General features: G+C 65.2%; 17 protein-coding genes. 6 read left to right on the top strand and 11 right to left on the bottom strand.

Annotated elements, in window-relative coordinates:
* Both J1M81_RS09615 and J1M81_RS09610 read right to left on the bottom strand, forming a co-directional pair.
* Complete coding sequence (locus J1M81_RS09615; protein WP_032366677.1) at positions 1-1,059, bottom strand: ABC transporter permease; 1,059 nt, start codon at positions 1,057-1,059, stop codon at positions 1-3.
* A gap of 27 nt (positions 1,060-1,086) precedes the next feature.
* Positions 1,087-2,037: a sugar ABC transporter substrate-binding protein gene (locus J1M81_RS09610; RefSeq protein ID WP_032400171.1), complete on the bottom strand. Its 951-nt coding sequence runs from the start codon at positions 2,035-2,037 to the stop codon at positions 1,087-1,089.
* 260 nt (positions 2,038-2,297) lie between these two features.
* On the opposite strand from J1M81_RS09610, the gene J1M81_RS09605 reads away from it, so the two are divergent.
* Positions 2,298-3,614, top strand: a complete 1,317-nt coding sequence (locus J1M81_RS09605; protein ID WP_032374652.1) for a D-alanyl-D-alanine carboxypeptidase family protein — start codon at positions 2,298-2,300, stop codon at positions 3,612-3,614.
* Between the two features lie 43 nt (positions 3,615-3,657).
* Here J1M81_RS09605 and yhjD read toward each other — a convergent pair whose 3' ends face one another.
* The 8 genes from yhjD to cofD form a co-directional block, all read right to left on the bottom strand.
* The gene (gene yhjD, locus J1M81_RS09600) at positions 3,658-4,677 is read right to left on the bottom strand and encodes an inner membrane protein YhjD (protein ID WP_027496411.1); all 1,020 of its coding nucleotides are present in this window, start codon (positions 4,675-4,677) and stop codon (positions 3,658-3,660) included.
* An 86-nt stretch (positions 4,678-4,763) separates the two neighbouring features.
* Positions 4,764-5,804 carry a tryptophan--tRNA ligase gene (gene trpS / locus J1M81_RS09595; protein ID WP_032366680.1) on the bottom strand — a complete coding sequence of 347 codons (1,041 nt, stop codon included), beginning with the start codon at positions 5,802-5,804 and terminating at the stop codon, positions 4,764-4,766.
* A gap of 139 nt (positions 5,805-5,943) precedes the next feature.
* Positions 5,944-6,750 (bottom strand): exodeoxyribonuclease III, encoded by an 807-nt coding sequence (locus tag J1M81_RS09590; RefSeq protein WP_206497975.1) that lies wholly within the window; start codon positions 6,748-6,750, stop codon positions 5,944-5,946.
* A gap of 52 nt (positions 6,751-6,802) precedes the next feature.
* A complete protein-coding gene (gene yidC / locus J1M81_RS09585) occupies positions 6,803-7,705 on the bottom strand; it encodes a membrane protein insertase YidC (RefSeq protein ID WP_052061439.1) in 903 nt (300 codons plus the stop codon).
* Positions 7,706-7,768: 63 nt separating this feature from the next.
* Positions 7,769-8,158, bottom strand: coding sequence for a DUF6412 domain-containing protein (locus J1M81_RS09580; protein WP_052061440.1), 390 nt, complete (start codon positions 8,156-8,158; stop codon positions 7,769-7,771).
* Positions 8,159-8,219: 61 nt separating this feature from the next.
* The gene (locus tag J1M81_RS09575; RefSeq protein ID WP_032366681.1) at positions 8,220-8,504 is read right to left on the bottom strand and encodes a DUF6412 domain-containing protein; all 285 of its coding nucleotides are present in this window, start codon (positions 8,502-8,504) and stop codon (positions 8,220-8,222) included.
* A gap of 41 nt (positions 8,505-8,545) precedes the next feature.
* Positions 8,546-10,555: a coenzyme F420-0:L-glutamate ligase gene (locus tag J1M81_RS26800; protein WP_308051255.1), complete on the bottom strand. Its 2,010-nt coding sequence runs from the start codon at positions 10,553-10,555 to the stop codon at positions 8,546-8,548.
* 23 nt (positions 10,556-10,578) lie between these two features.
* Positions 10,579-11,568, bottom strand: a complete 990-nt coding sequence (gene cofD / locus J1M81_RS09560; protein ID WP_032366289.1) for a 2-phospho-L-lactate transferase — start codon at positions 11,566-11,568, stop codon at positions 10,579-10,581.
* A gap of 793 nt (positions 11,569-12,361) precedes the next feature.
* On the opposite strand from cofD, the gene J1M81_RS09555 reads away from it, so the two are divergent.
* Positions 12,362-12,595: a WhiB family transcriptional regulator gene (locus J1M81_RS09555; RefSeq protein WP_027496498.1), complete on the top strand. Its 234-nt coding sequence runs from the start codon at positions 12,362-12,364 to the stop codon at positions 12,593-12,595.
* Positions 12,596-12,638: 43 nt separating this feature from the next.
* Here J1M81_RS09555 and J1M81_RS09550 read toward each other — a convergent pair whose 3' ends face one another.
* Positions 12,639-13,124: a metallopeptidase family protein gene (locus J1M81_RS09550; protein ID WP_027496499.1), complete on the bottom strand. Its 486-nt coding sequence runs from the start codon at positions 13,122-13,124 to the stop codon at positions 12,639-12,641.
* Between the two features lie 72 nt (positions 13,125-13,196).
* Between J1M81_RS09550 and J1M81_RS09545 the strand changes: the two genes are divergently transcribed.
* From J1M81_RS09545 to manA, 4 genes are all read left to right on the top strand, one after another.
* On the top strand, positions 13,197-13,607 hold the full coding sequence (locus tag J1M81_RS09545; protein ID WP_027496500.1) for a DUF3499 domain-containing protein: 411 nt from the start codon (positions 13,197-13,199) through the stop codon (positions 13,605-13,607).
* A 205-nt stretch (positions 13,608-13,812) separates the two neighbouring features.
* A complete protein-coding gene (locus tag J1M81_RS09540) occupies positions 13,813-15,195 on the top strand; it encodes a phosphomannomutase/phosphoglucomutase (protein WP_206497974.1) in 1,383 nt (460 codons plus the stop codon).
* 71 nt (positions 15,196-15,266) lie between these two features.
* Complete coding sequence (locus J1M81_RS09535; RefSeq protein WP_206497973.1) at positions 15,267-16,409, top strand: tobH protein; 1,143 nt, start codon at positions 15,267-15,269, stop codon at positions 16,407-16,409.
* Positions 16,409-17,644, top strand: coding sequence for a mannose-6-phosphate isomerase, class I (gene manA / locus J1M81_RS09530; RefSeq protein ID WP_027496503.1), 1,236 nt, complete (start codon positions 16,409-16,411; stop codon positions 17,642-17,644). Before J1M81_RS09535 ends, manA begins: the two co-directional genes overlap by 1 nt.
* Positions 17,645-17,741 lie beyond the last annotated feature (97 nt).

Here is a 17,741-nt window from a genome sequence, read left to right as displayed (position 1 = left end):
TCACCTTTTCGCCGCGTAGTTACGGAAGGAGTTGTTGGCGATCACGGCGAAGAGAAGCATCGCGCCGAGAAAGAACTTGAACCAGTCGGGATTCCACCCGGCGTACACGATGCCTTGGTTGGTCATTCCGAAGATGAACGCACCGATGAAGGCTCCGACGGCGGTGCCGTACCCACCCGTGAGCAGACACCCTCCGATGACTGCCGCGATGATGTAGAGGAATTCGTTGCCGACGCCTTGGCCGGACTGCACGGTGTCGAACGCGAACAGCAGGTGCATCCCGACGAACCACGCGCAGAACCCTACGAACACGAACAGGCCGATCTTGACCTTGGTCACCGGAACACCGACGGCCCTGGCCGATTCCTGATCGCCGCCGACAGCGAAGATCCAATTACCGATGCGAGTTCTCATCAGCACCCACGTGGCCACGAGTGTGAACACGACCCACCACACGACGGTGATGCGGATGGAGACCCCGAACAGCGAGAACGACGAGGAGAACACTGCCTTCGCCGAATCGAAGCCCTGCATGTCCGAGATCGACGGGGTCGCAACCTGTCCGGTGACGAGTTTGGTGACGGCCAGATTGATGCCGGTGAGCATCAGGAACGACGCCAGCGTGATCAGGAACGACGGAATTCTCGTCTTCGTCACCAGATACCCGTTGACGAAGCCGACCGCCGATGCCAGGCCCAGCGCCAGCACAGCTCCGGTCCACACGTTGAGATGCAGGTTGTAGGCGAGCATCGAGGCCATGATCGAGGAGAACGTGACCGCGACCCCGGTGGACAGGTCGAACTCGCCGCCGATCATCAGCAGCGCGACACCGATCGCCATGATTCCGATCGTCGACGACGCGTACAGCACGGTCGCCAGTGCTTCGGGAGACCGAAACGGCGGCGCGACGATGCAGAAGAAGACGAAGATGGCGATCGCACCGAACAGGGCACCCATCTCTGGGCGGATCAGCAAGCGCTGCAACGGTTTCTGTTTCTTCACCCGCTCGTCCAGGATCACGGCGTGCGTTCCCGAAGCCGGGTCGGCCTGTGTTGGCATGATGTTCCTTCCGCGTCCGGACGACGCTCAGCGAGTTCCGTTGCGGGCGTACTCGGCGATGGCCTCGATGTTGGTCGAGTCGACGAAGGCCGGGCCGGTGAGCACCGGGGTGCCGCCGCCGATGGTGTTGCCGTTGTTGAGGTACAGCCACAGGGAGTCGATGGCGAGATAACCCTGCAGATAGGGCTGCTGATCGATGGCCCAGGCGACGTCGCCTGACTCGATCGCGTCGACGAGGGCCGCGTTGGTGTCGAACGTGACGACGGTGGCGTCGCTACCGGCATTGGTCTTCGATTGCACCGCGGTCAGTGCGATCGGGGCTGCGAGCGATACCACGTGATCGATGCTCGGGTCCTGCTGGAGCTTCGCGGTGATCGTCGCCTCGACCGACGGCATGTCCTTGCTGTTGACGTTCAGAATTTCGGTGCTGCCCCCGGTGAAGCCCTGTCGAACTCCTGCGCAGCGCGCTTCGAGCGCTACTGCACCCTGCTCCTGGATGATGCACAAGGTCTTTCGCGCACCGTCTTCGGTGAGCCGCGCCCCGGCAGCCCTACCCGCGATGGTTTCGTCCTGACCGAAGTACTGCTGCACCCCCATTGCGCTCCATGCGTCGTAGCCGGAATTGAAGGCGACGACCGGGATGCCCGCTGCGGTTGCCGCCTCGACAGCCGGAGCCATGGCCTCGGGCTTGGCCAGTGTCAGAGCGATGCCGTCCACCTTCGAGTCGATCGCGCTCTGAACGAGATTGGCTTGATTGGGTGCCTCCGGATCGGCCGAGTAGCGGAGCTCGATGTTGTCCTTGGCGGCTGCGGCCTCGGCTCCCTTTCGGATGAGATCCCAGAACGTGTCGCCCGGTACCTCGTGCGTGATCATCGCTACCGTCGCCGCAGGCGTGTTCGCCACTCCCGCATTGCTGCCGTTGTCGGTAGATCGTGGAGCCCCACCGGTGCTCGAACAGGCCGTCAGCGTCAGCACCATCACCAACCCGAGTGCGACACCCGCCCCACCGGCGCGGCGTCGAACCGAGCGGAGCGAGCCGGTACGGGCCGCCTGTCGAAATGTCATCCGGGTTCCTCTCGGGCGACCGAGCTGTCGGTAGTACAGCTCGGCGGATCACTGTCTGTACAACGTAATGCCGATCACAGACGATGGACGTAGTTTGGCAGGGCCTTCGAACCGGCCCGCTCCCCGGTGGGTCGCGGCCTCGGTGACCTCTGCAGCGCCTATGGTAATTCGCGATGAAAAGGACTCGAAAGTTCGTAGCCGTGTGGGCGACAGCTCTCGCTCTCGCCGGCGTCGGCGGCGGCCCGGCATCGGCGCAGCCGGCAGTCGAGCCACCCGTCGTATCGACGACGCCACCGTTCACGACGCCGAACACCGACGCGTGCCCGTTCGCGGCCTCGCCGCCCCCGGCGATCGATTCCTCGGATGTTCCGGCTCCGGGTAGCACTGCGCCACAACCGGTTCCGATCCCGGCGGACCCGGTGGGCGGATCCCGACTGGCCGAGTGCGGCGCGATCGTGCCGGACGGCGCGCCCCCACTGCCCGCGGACATCTCGGCAACCGGGTTCGTGGTGGCAGACCTCGATTCCGGATCGGTGGTAGCCGCCAAGGATCCACACGGTCGGCACCGACCGGCGAGCACGATCAAAATACTGCTCGCCCTCGTCGCTCTGGACGAGCTGGACCTCGGCAAACAGATCACCGCGACGGCCGAGGACGCCGACGCAGAAGGCAGCGCCGTCGGCATCGGGAAGAACGGTGTCTACACCAATCTGCAACTGTTGCAGGGCCTGGTCATGGCGTCGGGAAACGATGCCGCGCATGCCTTGTCGGCTCAGCTGGGAGGTGACGCCGCGACCGTCGAGAAGATGAATGCCAAGGCAGCAGAGTTGGGCGCGCTCGACACACGGACCGCGACCCCCTCCGGCCTGGACGGGCCCGGCATGGCGAGCTCGGCCTACGACCTGGCACTGTTCTACCGGGAGGCCATGCGCAATTCGACCTTCGCGCAACTGATTTCGACCGAGAACGTGCAGTTTCCCGGCTATCCGAAGGATCCCACGATCCCCGACGACCAAGACCGCCCCGGTTTCACGCTGTCCAACGACAACCAGCTGCTCTACAACTATCCGGGCGCTCTCGGCGGCAAGACCGGCTACACCGACGATGCCCGGCAGACCTTCGTGGCGGGTGCCGAACGCAACGGTCGCCGTCTGGTCGTGACGCTCATGAAGGGTGACGTACTACCGATCCGGCCGTGGGAACAGGCGGCTCGGCTGCTCGACTACGGGTTCGCCCTGGATACGAGCAGCAGCGTCGGCGATCTGGTCGAACCGGATTCCACGTCGCCGGTGACGAGTACACGTGCCACCAGCGCGGTGCCAACCCTTGCTCAACCCCCTGCGTCGGCGTCGAGTGCCGAATCGGGTACCCGACAATCCGATCTGCAGGCGCAGGGCGACACGGTCGTGCGCATCGCGATCGGGGTCATCGGTGCACTGGTCGTGGCCGGTTTGCTGTGGGGCGCACGCACACTGTCTCGCCGCCCCTGAACTCCCCCGCCGCCTCTCACATTCGCAAGTAGGTTGCCTCGGATCAGCGTCGCCGATTGCGAAGTCCAGCGATACCCAGAGCGGCCAGAGCGCCCGCGCCCACCAAGGCCAGACCACCCTTGACACCCGGGCCGTCGCTCACCTCGACCCGGGTGTTGATCACCGCGGGGTCCGGCGCCGGCACATGGGCGTCAGCAAGGCTCTCCCGAGTGGTGGCTGCGAACGCAGTCGAGAACAGCACCAACCGCGACGTCGTGAACACGAACACCAACAGACCGATGATGGGACCGAACACGACTCCGGCGGGCCCGCTCGTGACGGACGCGAGGTAGATCGCGCCGAGTTGCTTGAAGATCTCGAAACCGACTGCGGCCAACAGTGCACCTTTGGCCGCACTGCGCCACGACACCGGTTCGCGGGGCAGACGTGAGATCACCCAGGTGAACAGCGCCCAGGTTCCGGCAAGCGCGAGCAGTATCGAGAAGACCCGCAGCGCCACTCCGACGCCGGGAACGGAATCGAGGTTCAACCATTCGAGAATGCCACGCATGACGCCGCCCCCGGCCAACGCGGACAGCCCGAGAGAAAGCACCAGTGCTGCTCCCAGGCCGAGCAGAGCCGCGAGGTCCTTGGCCTTGGTCGCAAGGAATCCGCCCGACTCGTGCTGGCTCTCCCACATCGCGGTCAGGGCCTCACGCAGATTGGCCACCCAACCGAGCCCCGCGTACAGCGCGCCGAGCAGACCGATGACACCGACACCGGTACGGGACTCGATCGCGGTATCGATCAGCGAGCTGATCGTCTCACCGAAGCTGCCCGGGACATTCTCCGCGATCTGCGACTGAATCTCGGCAAGCCATTCGGGCTGATTCACCAGTACGAACCCGGCAACGGCGAATGCAACCATCAGCAGCGGAAACAACGCCAGCACACTGAAATACGTCATCCCCGCGGCGTAGTAATCACCCTTCTGCCCCTGATACCGCTGCGCGGCAACAACAGTGTGATCCAGCCACGGCCACCGAGCACGCCGATCGTCGAGCATGGCCTTGAAATCGGGCATGGCACTCACCTTTTCGCTGTCGTCGGCGGCTGTTCGGGCCGTGTCCTCGAAATGTCGTGTAGCGCGAATATCGTGTACTGACAGGGCTATGCGCCGGGAGGAAGGAACCCCACCCTGTCGTACACCTGAGCCAGCGTTCTGCTCGCGACCTCCCTGGCTCGATCCGCACCGACAGCGAGGAGGCGATCCAATTCGGCTACATCGGACATGAATCCGTCCATTCGTTCGCGCAGCGGAACCACGAACTCGGTCAGCACGTCGGCAGTGTCGGACTTGAGATCGCCGTAGCCCTTGCCTGCGTAACCGGCGACCAGATCATCGATGCTCTTCCCGGACAGAGCGGACTGAATCACCAGAAGATTGCTGACGCCTGCCTTGTTCTCCGGATCGAAGACGATATCGCGTTCGTTGTCCGTCACTGCCGAACGAATCTTCTTCGCGGACAGCTTCGGATCGTCCAGGATGTTGACGATGCCCGCCGGATTCGACGACGACTTGCTCATCTTCGCCGTCGGATCCTGCAGGTCGAAGATCTTGGCCGTGCCCTTGATGATGTGTGCATCGGGAACCACGAAGGTCTTCTTGAACCGCGAGTTGAACCTCTGCGCCAGATCGCGAGTCAACTCCAGATGCTGACGCTGATCCTCGCCCACCGGAACGAGATTCGGCCGGTACAGCAGGATGTCCGCGGCCTGCAGAATGGGATAGGTGAACAACCCGACGCTGGTGTGATCGCGACCCTGCTTGGCGGACTTGTCCTTGAACTGCGTCATCCGGCCGGCTTCGCCGAACCCGGTGATGCAGTTGAGAACCCACGCCAACTGCGCATGCTCGGGAACCTGGCTCTGCACGAACAACGTCGACTTCTCGGGATCGATACCCACCGCCAACAGTTGTGCGGCCGCTATCCGGGTGCGCCGACGCAATTCCTTCGGGTCCTGCGGAACCGTGATCGCATGGAGATCGGGAACGAAGTAGAACGCATCGAACTCCTCCTGCAACTCCACCCAGTTCCGCACAGCACCCAGGTAGTTACCGAGATGGAACGAATCCGCCGTCGGTTGGATGCCCGAGAGCACCCGACGACGCGGACCCTGCGACGTGTCGATCGAGTCAGGAGAAGACATGCGGCAATCTTTTCACGCCGTCCCCGACCCGTACCGATTGCCTTGCCACACCAGTCGCTCCGCAGGCTCCGCTCCTCACCACACCGGTCACTCCGCAGGCTCCACTCCTAACACCCCGGTCACTCCGCAGGCTCCGCTCCTAGCGGTAGCGCACCGTCACCGGCGCGTGATCGGACCACCGCTGGTCGTACGCCTCCGCTCTTTCGGTGACAGCTTCTTTCGCACGCTCGGCCAGATCACCGGTGGCGAGTTGGTAGTCGATGCGCCACCCGGCGTCGTTGTCGAACGCCTTACCGCGGTAGGACCACCAGCTGTACGGCCCCTCGACGCCGGGGTGCAGCTCACGCACGACGTCGGTCCACAGTGACTTCTCGGCGAGCAATCGCGATACCCACTCACGTTCTTCGGGCAGGAAACCCGACTTCTTGCGGTTGGTCTTCCACGACTTCAGATCTGCTTCGGTATGGGCGATGTTCCAGTCGCCGCAGACCACGACGTCGCGCTCGGCGGACGTCGTTGCCTTGGCGGTCTTGGCGAGATACTTCGCGAACGCAGCCATGAAGCGTTCCTTCTCGTCCTGTCGGTCGGTCCCCACCTCGCCCGACGGCAGGTACAGGCTCGCCACGGTGACGTCACCGTAGTCTCCTTCGATGTAGCGACCCGCGTCGGCGAATTCAGCGACGCCGATGCCGGTTCTGATCGCCTCCGGCGCGGCCCTCGACAGCAGGGCTACACCGTTGCGTCCCTTTGCCGACGGTTCCGCCGACGCCAGATGCCATCCCGCATCGAGGGCCGGGGCCAGTGCTGTGGTCAGCTCGCCGTCGTTGGCGCGTGTCTCCTGAAGACAGATGACGTCGGCATCGGTGGCCTCGAGCCACGGAAGCATGCCCTTGCGAACAGCCGCGCGGATCCCGTTGACGTTGACAGTGGAAATAGTGATCGGCACGCCGACGACCGTAGCGGAGGCCACCGACAACCGGCAGGTGGCCTCCGCAGGCTCACCTTCTCTTCGGTTTGGCTCTTGGCTTCGGAGCCGTCACCGCCGAAGTCATCGACGGCACCGCGACCGGCTCCCGGTCGATCCGTCGGTAGACGATGTGCTGCTGGGCGTAGGTCCAGATGTTGTTGCTCACCCAATAGAGCAGCACCGCAACGGGCAGCACCGGGCCACCGATCAGCACCCCGGCCGGGAAGACCCACAGCGCGAGTTTGTTCATGATCGCGGTCTGCGGGTTCGCCGCGGCGGCCGCATCCTGACGCGCGATCGATGCCCGGGAGTTCAGGTGGGTAGCCACCGCGGCAACGATCATCAACGGCACCGCGACGACCGCGATGCTCCACACCGACGGCACCCCACCGAACGGACCGAACGCTTCGAGAACATCTCGAGAGCTACTGACGGCAGCGGAGATCGGTGCGCCGAACAGCCGCGCGTCGAGAAACGACTGCACATCGCCCGCACCGAACACGTAGTTGGCTGTACTCGCATTCTCCTGCGCCGACATACCGAGATGCCCGAACCCGGTTCCCGTCCGGTTGAACGAGCGCAACACGTGCAGCAGACCGATGAACACCGGTGCTTGCGCGAGCAGCGGGAGGCAACCCATCAGTGGGTTCACCCCGTGTTCCTTTTGCACTGTGCGGATTTCCGTGGCCTGTCGAGCCCGGTCACCGGAGTACTTCTTCCGTACCTCCTCGAGCCTGGGTTGGAGTTTCTTCATGGCGAGCTGTGAACGAATCTGACCGACGAACGGTTTGATCAACAGCGTTCGTAGCGTGAAGACCAAAAATACGACGGCCAAGGCCCAGGCGACGCCGTTGTCGGGGCCGAGCACGAAACCGAACACCCGGTGCCAGAACCACAGCACCGCGGAGACGGGGTAATAGACGAAATCGAGCATGATGGAGTGCCTCACTGAGAGAGAAATCGGTCGGATGACGTCTCGACCGGATCTCGCAGTGGCTCAGCGGAACTGGAGCCACCGATCCGGTCCGTGAACCGATCCGGGTGCTCTCGGCATAGGGCGGCCTGGCGTGTCGGGTTGCTCTTGTCTGCGGTAGGCCCCGCGGAGTCTGCCGCCGTCGGATCCGGCGGTTGTGGACGCGGGCGGCACCACGACGAGGACGTCGGCCGATGCACCCGTCACCAGCAGTGCCGCAGCCACCAACGCACCGAACATCGCTATCTGGGCCGCGGGCTGGGCATCGACGACGGCGAAGACGACCAGCAGGACTGCCGCCACCCCGACAAGGGTGACCACTGCGGCTCGCCACGGCGACACCGCACGCCTGGAAATTACGTCGAATGCAGCCGTCGAACCGACACGGCGGGTGGCGTTGTCGATGGACAACATAGTGATTCTCCCGATGAACCTCGTGGACCAGGGGCGCGTGAGGTGTGGGAGAGCTGTCGAACTACAGCGCTCCCACCAGGAGACCGGGTGCTCGCGGCTGCGGGCGACCGGGTGCGTCGGGGCGATGTTGACGTCGGAACGAGCCACGAAGGTGGCGCTCCTCCGCATTCGGTCCGACGTTCGACGGACGGTACAGAAGGCTCAGCGCCCCGGCACGATGCGCGTAGAACACCGCCGCCGCCAGAGCAGCGACGATGATCAGCGCGAGATCCGCCGGTCCGGCCGGAGTAGTCAGCAGCAGCGTGAAGAACAGCACCGACGTGACGACGAGGTTCTGATAGCCCATCGTGCACCTCCGTCCTTCGTCACCGATCGTCGAGTCGTTGCTCAGGGTACAGATACCGTCGGGTCTGTGCACTGGTACCAGCTGTCTCCCCACGAGACCGGGCCTCGGGCCTGAACACACTCACGAACACGTTGGGGTAGGCGATCGAGTTCGGGATCTGCGTCTGCCGACAACCCGCCAAGGTAGAACACGTCGATCCGCCCCGTCTCCTCGAACCGTTCGACGTTCTGCCGCGCGATGTACGCGTCCGGGTTCACGGCCGCGAGCGCGAGAACGGTCAGCACTGCTCCCACGCCGACTGCTCGCGGAAGCCAGCGACCCGACATCCGTACGCCCGCGACGAGCAGCAGTACGAACACCGAACCCAACCACCATTCGACCGCGGTGACGAACAGCCGCAGGGTGGTGTAGCCGTACTGCTCCTCGTACAACGACATTCGATGCAACGCCGACGCCACGATCACCACCGACAGTGCGCACAGCGCGCCGAGCAGAACCCGCAATGCAAGTCGGTCGCGTAGGTCCGTTCGTTCGGCCTTGGTCACGGTGACCGCGATGACGAGCAAGGTCAATACCGTCACCGTCAGCAACTGCCAGAAGCCCTGCCGTGCGTACTCGGCGTTGGTCAAACCTTCGGTGCTCAGAACGTGTCCCTGGCCGCCGAACAAGCTCGGAATCTGAAAGGCGACGAACACGCCGAACAGGCCGACGACAGCGCCGAGCGGTATTGCCCACTCCCACAACCGAAGTGTGCGACGCGGTGTTGCCGCCAGGCGGTCGAAGCGCGGCGGATGCACGGCCACGTATGCGGCGGCGAGCGCACCTGCAGCCGTCAGTACGAATACGACCACTCGCCCGACGATCGATCCGAGATCGAACTGCGGAGTGACCGAGCCCAGAGCATCCGCGAAACGTCGATCCGCCGCCCCGAACAGCGCGGCGAACACCACACAGAGCGCGACGGTGACGGCGGCGACCACGCCGATTCGGATCGGCTTGGGCCCGTCGAGATCGATGGTTCCCGCCCCTCGTCGCGTCCACCGCACGACCCGCAAGGGCAGCAGCAGCGGCAGCACGGCGCCGAGAGCGATGCCCGTCCAAGTCCAGGCCCGCGAGAGAACGACCGACCCGACGACGACCGCAAGGGCAACGGACAGAGCGACGATCCACTCCGCCTCTCGTAGCGCCGCGACGCTGGACAAGGCGAGGACCCCCGCCACACAGTCCGGGTCGACTGCGTCGGGGGAGAACGATCGAACCGACCGCCGGCGGAGCAGGGCCTCACGTCGACCACGTTCGAGTGCCTCGGCGGTTCCCAGCCAGAACAGATCGTCTTCGCCGCCGCGCAGCAGCGTGGCGGCGGTGGAGCCGTCGTCGACCGGTGACAGGCCGCGGACGACGGCTATCGGAACGCCACCCAGCTTGCCCTTCACGAGATCGCCTGCCGCAGCGAGCTCGTCGGCGATGGCGACTTCGGTGACGATCAGTTCGTTGCCCTGGCCGTCTTCTGCCCCGGCGTATCGATGAACGACCGCCAGGCCGGCAGACCCGATCGCGGCATCGGTCTGACCGATCCGCCAGGCCCGGCCCATCGTGTCGGTGATCACGACAGCCACGGTGACTCCGGCCGACTCGTGCAGTGCTCGCCGAAGAGCCGCCGCGCTGGCGTCGGGATTCTCCGGGAGCAGCGCCAGTTCGCTGCCGTCGACGTTGGACCCGTCGATACCCGACGCGGCTTGCACGATGCCGAGGCGGTTCTCGGTGATGAGCGTCCGGCCTTTTCGGGCGACGACGCGAACGGCCTCCTGATCGACGAGGACCCGGCGGGCCGCGTCCCGCTCCTCGGGGTCCTGCGGTGCGGGCACCAGACGTCCCTCGACCTTGGAGACGATCTTGCTGGTGACCACGAGGACGTCTCCGTCGCGCAGCCAGGGCGCTCGGTCGACGATCGCTGCGGCGAGATCGTCGCCCGGACGAAACTCGGGAAGTCCCGTGACCGGCAGGATTTCGATCGATCCGCCCGGTGCGTGGTCACCGGGAGCCTCCGGCATCGACGCCACGTCGCGTGGGGCGGTCACAGTTCGAGTCCGGCTGCGCGCAGGGCGGTGCGGGCCATCACCGCTGTGGTCTCCGGGTCGGTCATCAGCAACGGAATCGACTGCACGTCGACTCCGTCGACCACCGCCGAGTCGGTGCTGTGCACCAGCCAGGCGTCGAGAATGCCGGTGCCGCTTCGGCTTCCGTAGAGGCGGCCGACGGCCTCGGCCGTCGTCTCGACGCCGATGACCGAGAGGCACTCGTCTGCCATGCCGCGCAACGGTTTACCGTCCACCACCGGGGACAGGCCGACGACCTTGGCGGCGGTGGTGCGGAGTGCGCCGCGGATGCCGGGTACGGCAAGAATTGCGCCGACACTGACCACCGGGTTGGACGGGGCCAGGATCACCGCGTCGGCCTCGGCGATCGCTTCGGCGACTCCCGGTGCGGCAGTGGCCTGTTCGGCACCGATATGAGCGAAACTGTGCGTGGGAATCTGCGCGCGGTAGCGAACCCACCACTCCTGGAAGTGGATTGCACGTTGCTGCTCGCCGCTGGGGTCGTCGGGGTCGGTGACCACGACGTGTGTTTCCGAGCGGTCGTCGGTGACCGGCAGCAATCGGACCCCGGGCTGCCATCGGTTGCACAGTGCCTCGGTGACGGCCGACAGCGGAAATCCGGTGCGCAGCATGCGACTGCGGATCAAGTGCGTGGCGATGTCCCTGTCGCCGAGGCCGAACCAGTCGGGATCTGCTCCGTAGGCGGCCAACTCGTCGCGGGCGTTCCATGTCTCCGCGACCCGGCCCCAGCCTCGCTCGGTGTCGATTCCGTTTCCGAGGGTGTACATGCACGTGTCGAGATCCGGGCAGATGCGAAGGCCGTGCATCCAGACGTCGTCGCCGACGTTGACCACCGCCGTGATCTCGTTCTCGGGTTCGTCGCCGAGAAGGGAGTCGCCGAACAGGGATTTGAGCCCCTGGAGGAACCGTGCGCCACCGACGCCACCGACCAGAACAGTAACTTTCACAACATGCGAGCCTAGTGCGGTTGCCGCCCGCCCGGGTGAGCGCCCACCCGGACCGTCCGCGGGGCCGGGATCCGAGCCCGAGAACCGCCGCGACACGCACGGGACGCGCTCCGATTCGGGGAGACAGCCGATTTCGGGCATGGGATGGTATTGGATTTGTGCGATCGGCTTGACCGCGACACACCTGTACGTGTCTAATCACAGGTATGTCATTCAGCGTTCGCGGCACGAGTTCGACTGCAGCGAACCTGGTTTCGAACACTCGTTCCCTTCCTGTTCGTCCCTGAGTGGACGTGGAGTAGAGGTCGAGAGTTGGACGGGTGGAGAGCCGGCTCGGACGTACCAGCTCGATCGAATACCGGCGCGGGGCAAGGTATTCGAGATTACGAGGACCGAAAGTATCTGCGCTACCACAGGTGAGGAGGCGGAAGCGATGTATGACCAGCACGTGACACGTGATCAGCGGGGCGGACCCACTGCACACCTCAGCGCTGTCGACGACGCGCCGCAAACCGAGTCCGATTCCGGCGTGGATTCGAGCGTCTCCGTCGACGCCGGTTCTGCGTACGTGACCCCGTCGAACGATGCAGTCGACGGCGAACTCTCGAGTGACGCCGTCCAAATCGATCAGGACATCGACAGCCCTGATGTCGACAGCCCCGATGTCGACAGCCCGGATGTCGACGACGTCGATAACGACGACTCGGACAACGACGCCGATTCGATGCCGTTCGTGGCCGAATCGGTTCCACCCGCCAAGCCGTTCCTCAGTCTCGTGGCGGGTTTCGACGAGATGTTCGAGGAGATCGAGGATCAGTGGCAGGAGCGCGCCCTGTGCGCTCAGACCGATCCCGAAGCCTTCTTTCCCGAAAAGGGCGGCTCCACCCGCGAAGCGAAGCGAATCTGTCTCGGCTGCGAGGTCAAGGACGAATGCCTCGAATACGCTCTCGCCAACGACGAGCGATTCGGAATCTGGGGCGGACTGTCCGAGCGTGAGCGTCGTCGGCTCAAGCGCGGGATCGGCTGAGCCGAACGCGCTCAGGAGGATCCACCCACGAGCCGACGCTGCATCACGGCTCGGCGCTGGCGGGGTCCACCTCGTCGGGATCGATCCCCAAATATGTCGCTACCTGCTCGACCAGGACCTCGAACAGTAGGTCCTCCAAATCTTCCGGATGCTTGGCGCGCCGCTCGAGCGGACGCCGGAACAGCACCACACGGGCGCGTGTCGTCTCTCCGCGCTTGTCGATCCCTGCGGGGACCAGTCGCGACAGGGGTACCGGTCCTTCTGCGACCACCTCGGGCGGCCACGTGACCGATTCCGGGTCCAACGCCCTGATCTTGGGCACGTCGTCGACGGCGATGTCGAGCTTCGAGAGCTTGTCGTGCCACCGGTGGTCGATGCGCGCGAACGCGTCGAGTACCAGCCGGTCGAACTTCTCTGCACGTGATCGCCGGGCAGGTAGGTCCTCGGGCAGCACCGGTCCGCGGATGCCGCGGCCGTGCCGCGCAACGGACCGCGACGTGATCCTGCGCGCGGAAGAGAACTGAGGCATGGGGGCAGGTTATCGCGGCTGTCCGGTGTGTCGGTCGTTCGGTCGGTTGCACGTACCGGATACTCTGCACTCGTGAGATCACTGCGTGGCTGCTGCAGGCCTGGTTGCAACCGTTCTGCCGTTGCGACGCTCACATATGTCTACTCCGACTCCACTGCGGTCGTCGGTCCGCTGGCCACCGTGGACGAGCCGCACTCCTGGGACCTGTGCGAGGTCCATGCCTCGACGACCACGGCACCCAAGGGCTGGGAGCTCGTGCGGTACGAGGGTGGTTACTCGACATCGACCCCCGACGAGGACGATCTGACCGCCCTGGCCGAGGCCGTACGCGAAGCCGGTCGGGGAGACCGGACGCGCTCCGAGGAGCGAGACAGCGGTGACCGGTCGCCGGCTCGCCACCAGGACACCGAGCGACGGGCCACGCCTGCCGTCCGAACCGGCCGGCGCGGACACCTCAGAGTTCTACCCGATCCCACGTCCTAGACCCCCTGCGCAGAACGCCGCGGCGGGGCGCTGCGCTGCGTCCGCCCGAATGAACGACGGGTCGACTGGCCCGCCCACCGGGCGTCTGGCAAGGTTTGCAGCAGTACCGAAACGGACAAGCCGGTCTGCCGAGCTTCGGTGTTGATCGCCCCGTACCCAACGCTGGATGTCCGACGCCGGACGACCGACAATCAGGAGAATCTTCGTGGCCCGAACCGCAGAGTCCGTCAACGCCGTCATCAAGGCCTACGACGTCCGTGGCGTCGTAGGTGAGCAGATCGACGAGACGTTCGTCCGTGACGTCGGTGCATCGTTCGCCCGGTTGGTACGCGACGAGGAGGGCGCAGCGCGGACCGTCGTCGTCGGACACGACATGCGCGACTCCTCGCCGGGCCTGTCCCGCGCTTTCGCGGACGGCGTCACCGCGCAGGGACTCGACGTCGTGCACATCGGTCTCGCCTCGACCGATCAGCTCTACTTCGCGTCGGGCCTGCTCGAATGCCCGGGTGCCATGTTCACCGCAAGCCACAATCCGGCGAAGTACAACGGAATCAAGCTGTGCCGCGCCGGTGCCAAGCCGGTGGGACAGGACACCGGGTTGGCCACGATCAAGTCGGAACTGATCGACGGGGTGCCGGACTTCGACGGCCCGGCCGGTACGGCAACGTCGCGAGACGTGTTGACCGACTACGCCGGGTTCGTCCGCGATCTGGTCGATCTATCCGGCATCGGATCCATGAAGATCGCCGTCGACGCGGGTAACGGCATGGGCGGGCACACGGTCCCCGCGGTGTTCGCTCCGCTCCCGGTGACGATCGAACCGTTGTTCTTCGAACTCGACGGCAGCTTCCCCAATCACGAGGCCAACCCACTGGATCCGGCGAACCTGGTGGATCTGCAGCGCTTCGTCGTCGAGACCGGTGCCGACATCGGGCTCGCGTTCGACGGAGACGCCGACCGGTGCTTCGTCGTCGACGAGAAGGGCGATCCGGTCTCGCCGTCGGCCGTGACCTGCTTGGTGGCAGAACGCGAGCTGGCCAAGGAGCCCGGTGCGTCGATCATTCACAATCTCATCACCTCGCGTGCGGTGCCGGAGCTGGTCACCGAGCTCGGCGGCAAGCCTGTCCGCACCCGAGTGGGGCACTCGTTCATCAAGCAGCAGATGGCCGATACCGGTGCGATCTTCGGCGGAGAACATTCCGCGCACTACTACTTCCGCGATTTCTGGGGTGCCGATTCCGGCATGCTCGCCGCGCTGCACGTTCTCGCTGCCCTCGGCGCCCAGGATCGACCGCTCTCGGAGATGATGGCCTCGTACGAGACGTACAGCGCGTCGGGTGAGATCAACTCGACGGTCGACGACGCAGCCGAACGCACCCAGGCCGTGCTCGACGCGTTCGCCGATCGGACCACCGGAATCGACCGTCTCGACGGCGTGACCGTCGACCTCGAGGGTGGTGCATGGTTCAACTTGCGTGCGTCCAACACCGAGCCCCTGTTGAGACTCAATGTCGAGGCGCGCACCCGCACCGAGGTCGACGCGTTGTCGACCGAGATATTGAGCATCGTTCGCTCCGGACTGGAATAGTGGTTACCTAGAGTTCACAAGTGGGTATGCAGGCATTTCGAGTCGGTGACGTAAGGGAAGGTGCCGAGGTCATGAGGGCAGTGACGTCTCTGGTCGATCTCGACGACGCCGGCGCGATCGTGGCCGCCGATCGGGAGGGCGCGCTCCGCAGCGCCGCGCTCGCGGGTGCTCAAGTACGCGCCGTCGCCACTGCGGTCGAAGAGTCGGTGCTGGCGCGCCTGGCCGACCTGCGACCTCGCAGCGTGGTGATCGTGACCGGCGACGGCCGCAGCAGTCGTGCGGCGTCTCTGCTTGTCGCTGCTCTCGGAAACCATTTGGGCGTTCCCCTGGTTCGTAGTACCGGAACTCCGCCGTGGATCGGGCCACTGGATGTCGTCGTGGTGGCCGGCGACGATGCAGGCGATCCGCGCTTGGCCGAATCGGTCGACGCGGCAGCGCGGCGCGGCGCGGAGGTCGTCGTCGTGGCACCGGACGAGGGTCCATTGCGTGCCGTGCGCGGTGCCAGGGTCATGTGGTTGCCGCCGCGCATAGCGGTGCGTGACCACAATGCGCTGATGCGCTACCTCGCGGCGTTCGTGGCCGTCCTCGGCGCGGTTGCCGGTGGTTCGTGGAAGGCGCTGCTGCCCAACCTTTCTCGGCTCGCAGATCTGCTCGATGCCGAGGCTGTGCGCAACAGCCCGTCCAACGAGGTGTTCCACAACCCTGCCAAAGCGCTTGCCAGTGGGTTCAGCGGCAAACGTGTGGTGCTCAGCGGTGCCGGGCCGGCTGCCGTCGAGGTGGCGCGGCACGGTAGCGAGGTGTTGCTGCGGGTGGCCGGTCTGATCGTGGCTGCGGGTGAGCTCGGCGATGTCATCGCTGCGTCCATCCGTGCGTCCATGGTCGAGTCATCGGGGCCGGTCAGCACCTTCGACTCGATCTTCCACGACGAGGAGCTCGACGGACCGGCTCCCGAACAGCCGATGCGGGTATTCGTCCTGGCGTCCGAATCCGATCGCGCGCTGACCGAACGACGCATTGCCGGTGTTCCGAATTCCGAACTGGTACTGACCGAGTCCGGTGAGGCGACGTCCGGCGGGGAGTTCGTGAGTTCGGGTTTCGAGGCCCGCGCGGCGTCACCCGATCCGGTTACACTCTCGATGCTCGACACGATGTCGGTGTTGGCAACGCGGTTGGACACCACTGCCGCGTACTTGTCGTTGATGGGCGGTAGCTAGTGCAACTCCTGCGAGGCGCAGTCCGGTCCTACGCTTGGGGTTCGCGCACTGCTCTGGCTCGTATCCAGGGTAGGCCGGTACCGTCCGATCATCCCGAGGCGGAGATCTGGCTGGGTGCACACCCGGCCGATTCTGCGCACGTGGTTCACGAGGGTGGCAGCACGCCGTTGCTCACCCTCATCGACGGGGATCCGGAAACACAGTTGGGCGGCTCTGCAGAGGACTTCTCGTCGCGGCTGCCGTACTTGCTGAAATTGCTTGCCGCAGAAGAACCTCTGTCGTTGCAGGCACATCCGAGCAGCGCGCAGGCGCGTGAGGGCTTCGCGCGGGAGAATGCCGCAGGTGTTGCGATCGATTCCCCGGTGCGCAATTACCGGGACGCCAATCACAAGCCCGAGCTGATCGTGGCACTCACCGAATTCGAAGCACTGGCAGGGTTTCGGCAACCGGCCGAGACGGTCGAGTTTCTCGATGCGTTGGCCGTGCCGTCCCTCGCGGGGTATCGCACGTTGCTCGCCGCTCAGCCCGACGCGTCGGGCCTCCGGACGGTGTTCACCTCGTGGATCACGTTGCCCGGGCAGTCCCTGGACGACCTGTTGCCTGCGGTCGCCCAGGGCTGCATCGATTATCTGTCGGGGCCTGCCCGCGCCGACGGCGGTCGATTCGCCGCCGAGGCACGGACGTTGCTCGAGCTGGGGGAGTCGTATCCCGGTGATGCTGGAGTACTGGCGGCCTTACTGCTCAATCGGGTCACCCTGACTCCCGGCCAGGGCCTGTACCTGGATGCGGGCAATCTCCATGCGTACCTGCGCGGAACCGGTGTGGAGATCATGGCCAACTCCGACAACGTTCTGCGTGGAGGGTTGACGCCCAAGCACGTCGACGTGCCGGAGTTGTTGCGCGTGCTGGACTTCGAGCCCGCCGACATCTCTCCGATCACGCCGGGTGAGAACGATCGGCCCACCTACCGATACCCGACGCCGGCCCCTGAATTCGTCCTCAGCCGGACGGCGGTCGGTCCGGGGGAGACCGTCGAGATTCCTGGAACCGGTCCGCGAATTCTGTTGTGCACCAGCGGTTCGGTGCTGGCGACGACCGGTGACACACACGCGGGGCTCACCGTGCCCCAAGGTAGTTCGGCGTGGATTCCCGCTGCCGACCGATCGGTCACCGTCACCGCGGACTCCGACGGTGCCGAAGTGTTCGTGGCGGCGGTCGGATCATTGCAGTCGTAAGGCGCGGCAAGTCGAGTGGCCGAAGTGTCCGACACGGGTGCCCGCTACCAATAAGGTGATGTCACAGTGAATTCTGGGACGGGTGGGTCCGATCGGA

Source organism: Rhodococcus sp. KRD175 (assembly GCF_017168275.1).
Taxonomy (GTDB): Bacteria; Actinomycetota; Actinomycetes; order Mycobacteriales; family Mycobacteriaceae; genus Rhodococcoides; species Rhodococcoides fascians.
This window is presented reverse-complemented; position numbering and strand designations above follow the sequence as displayed.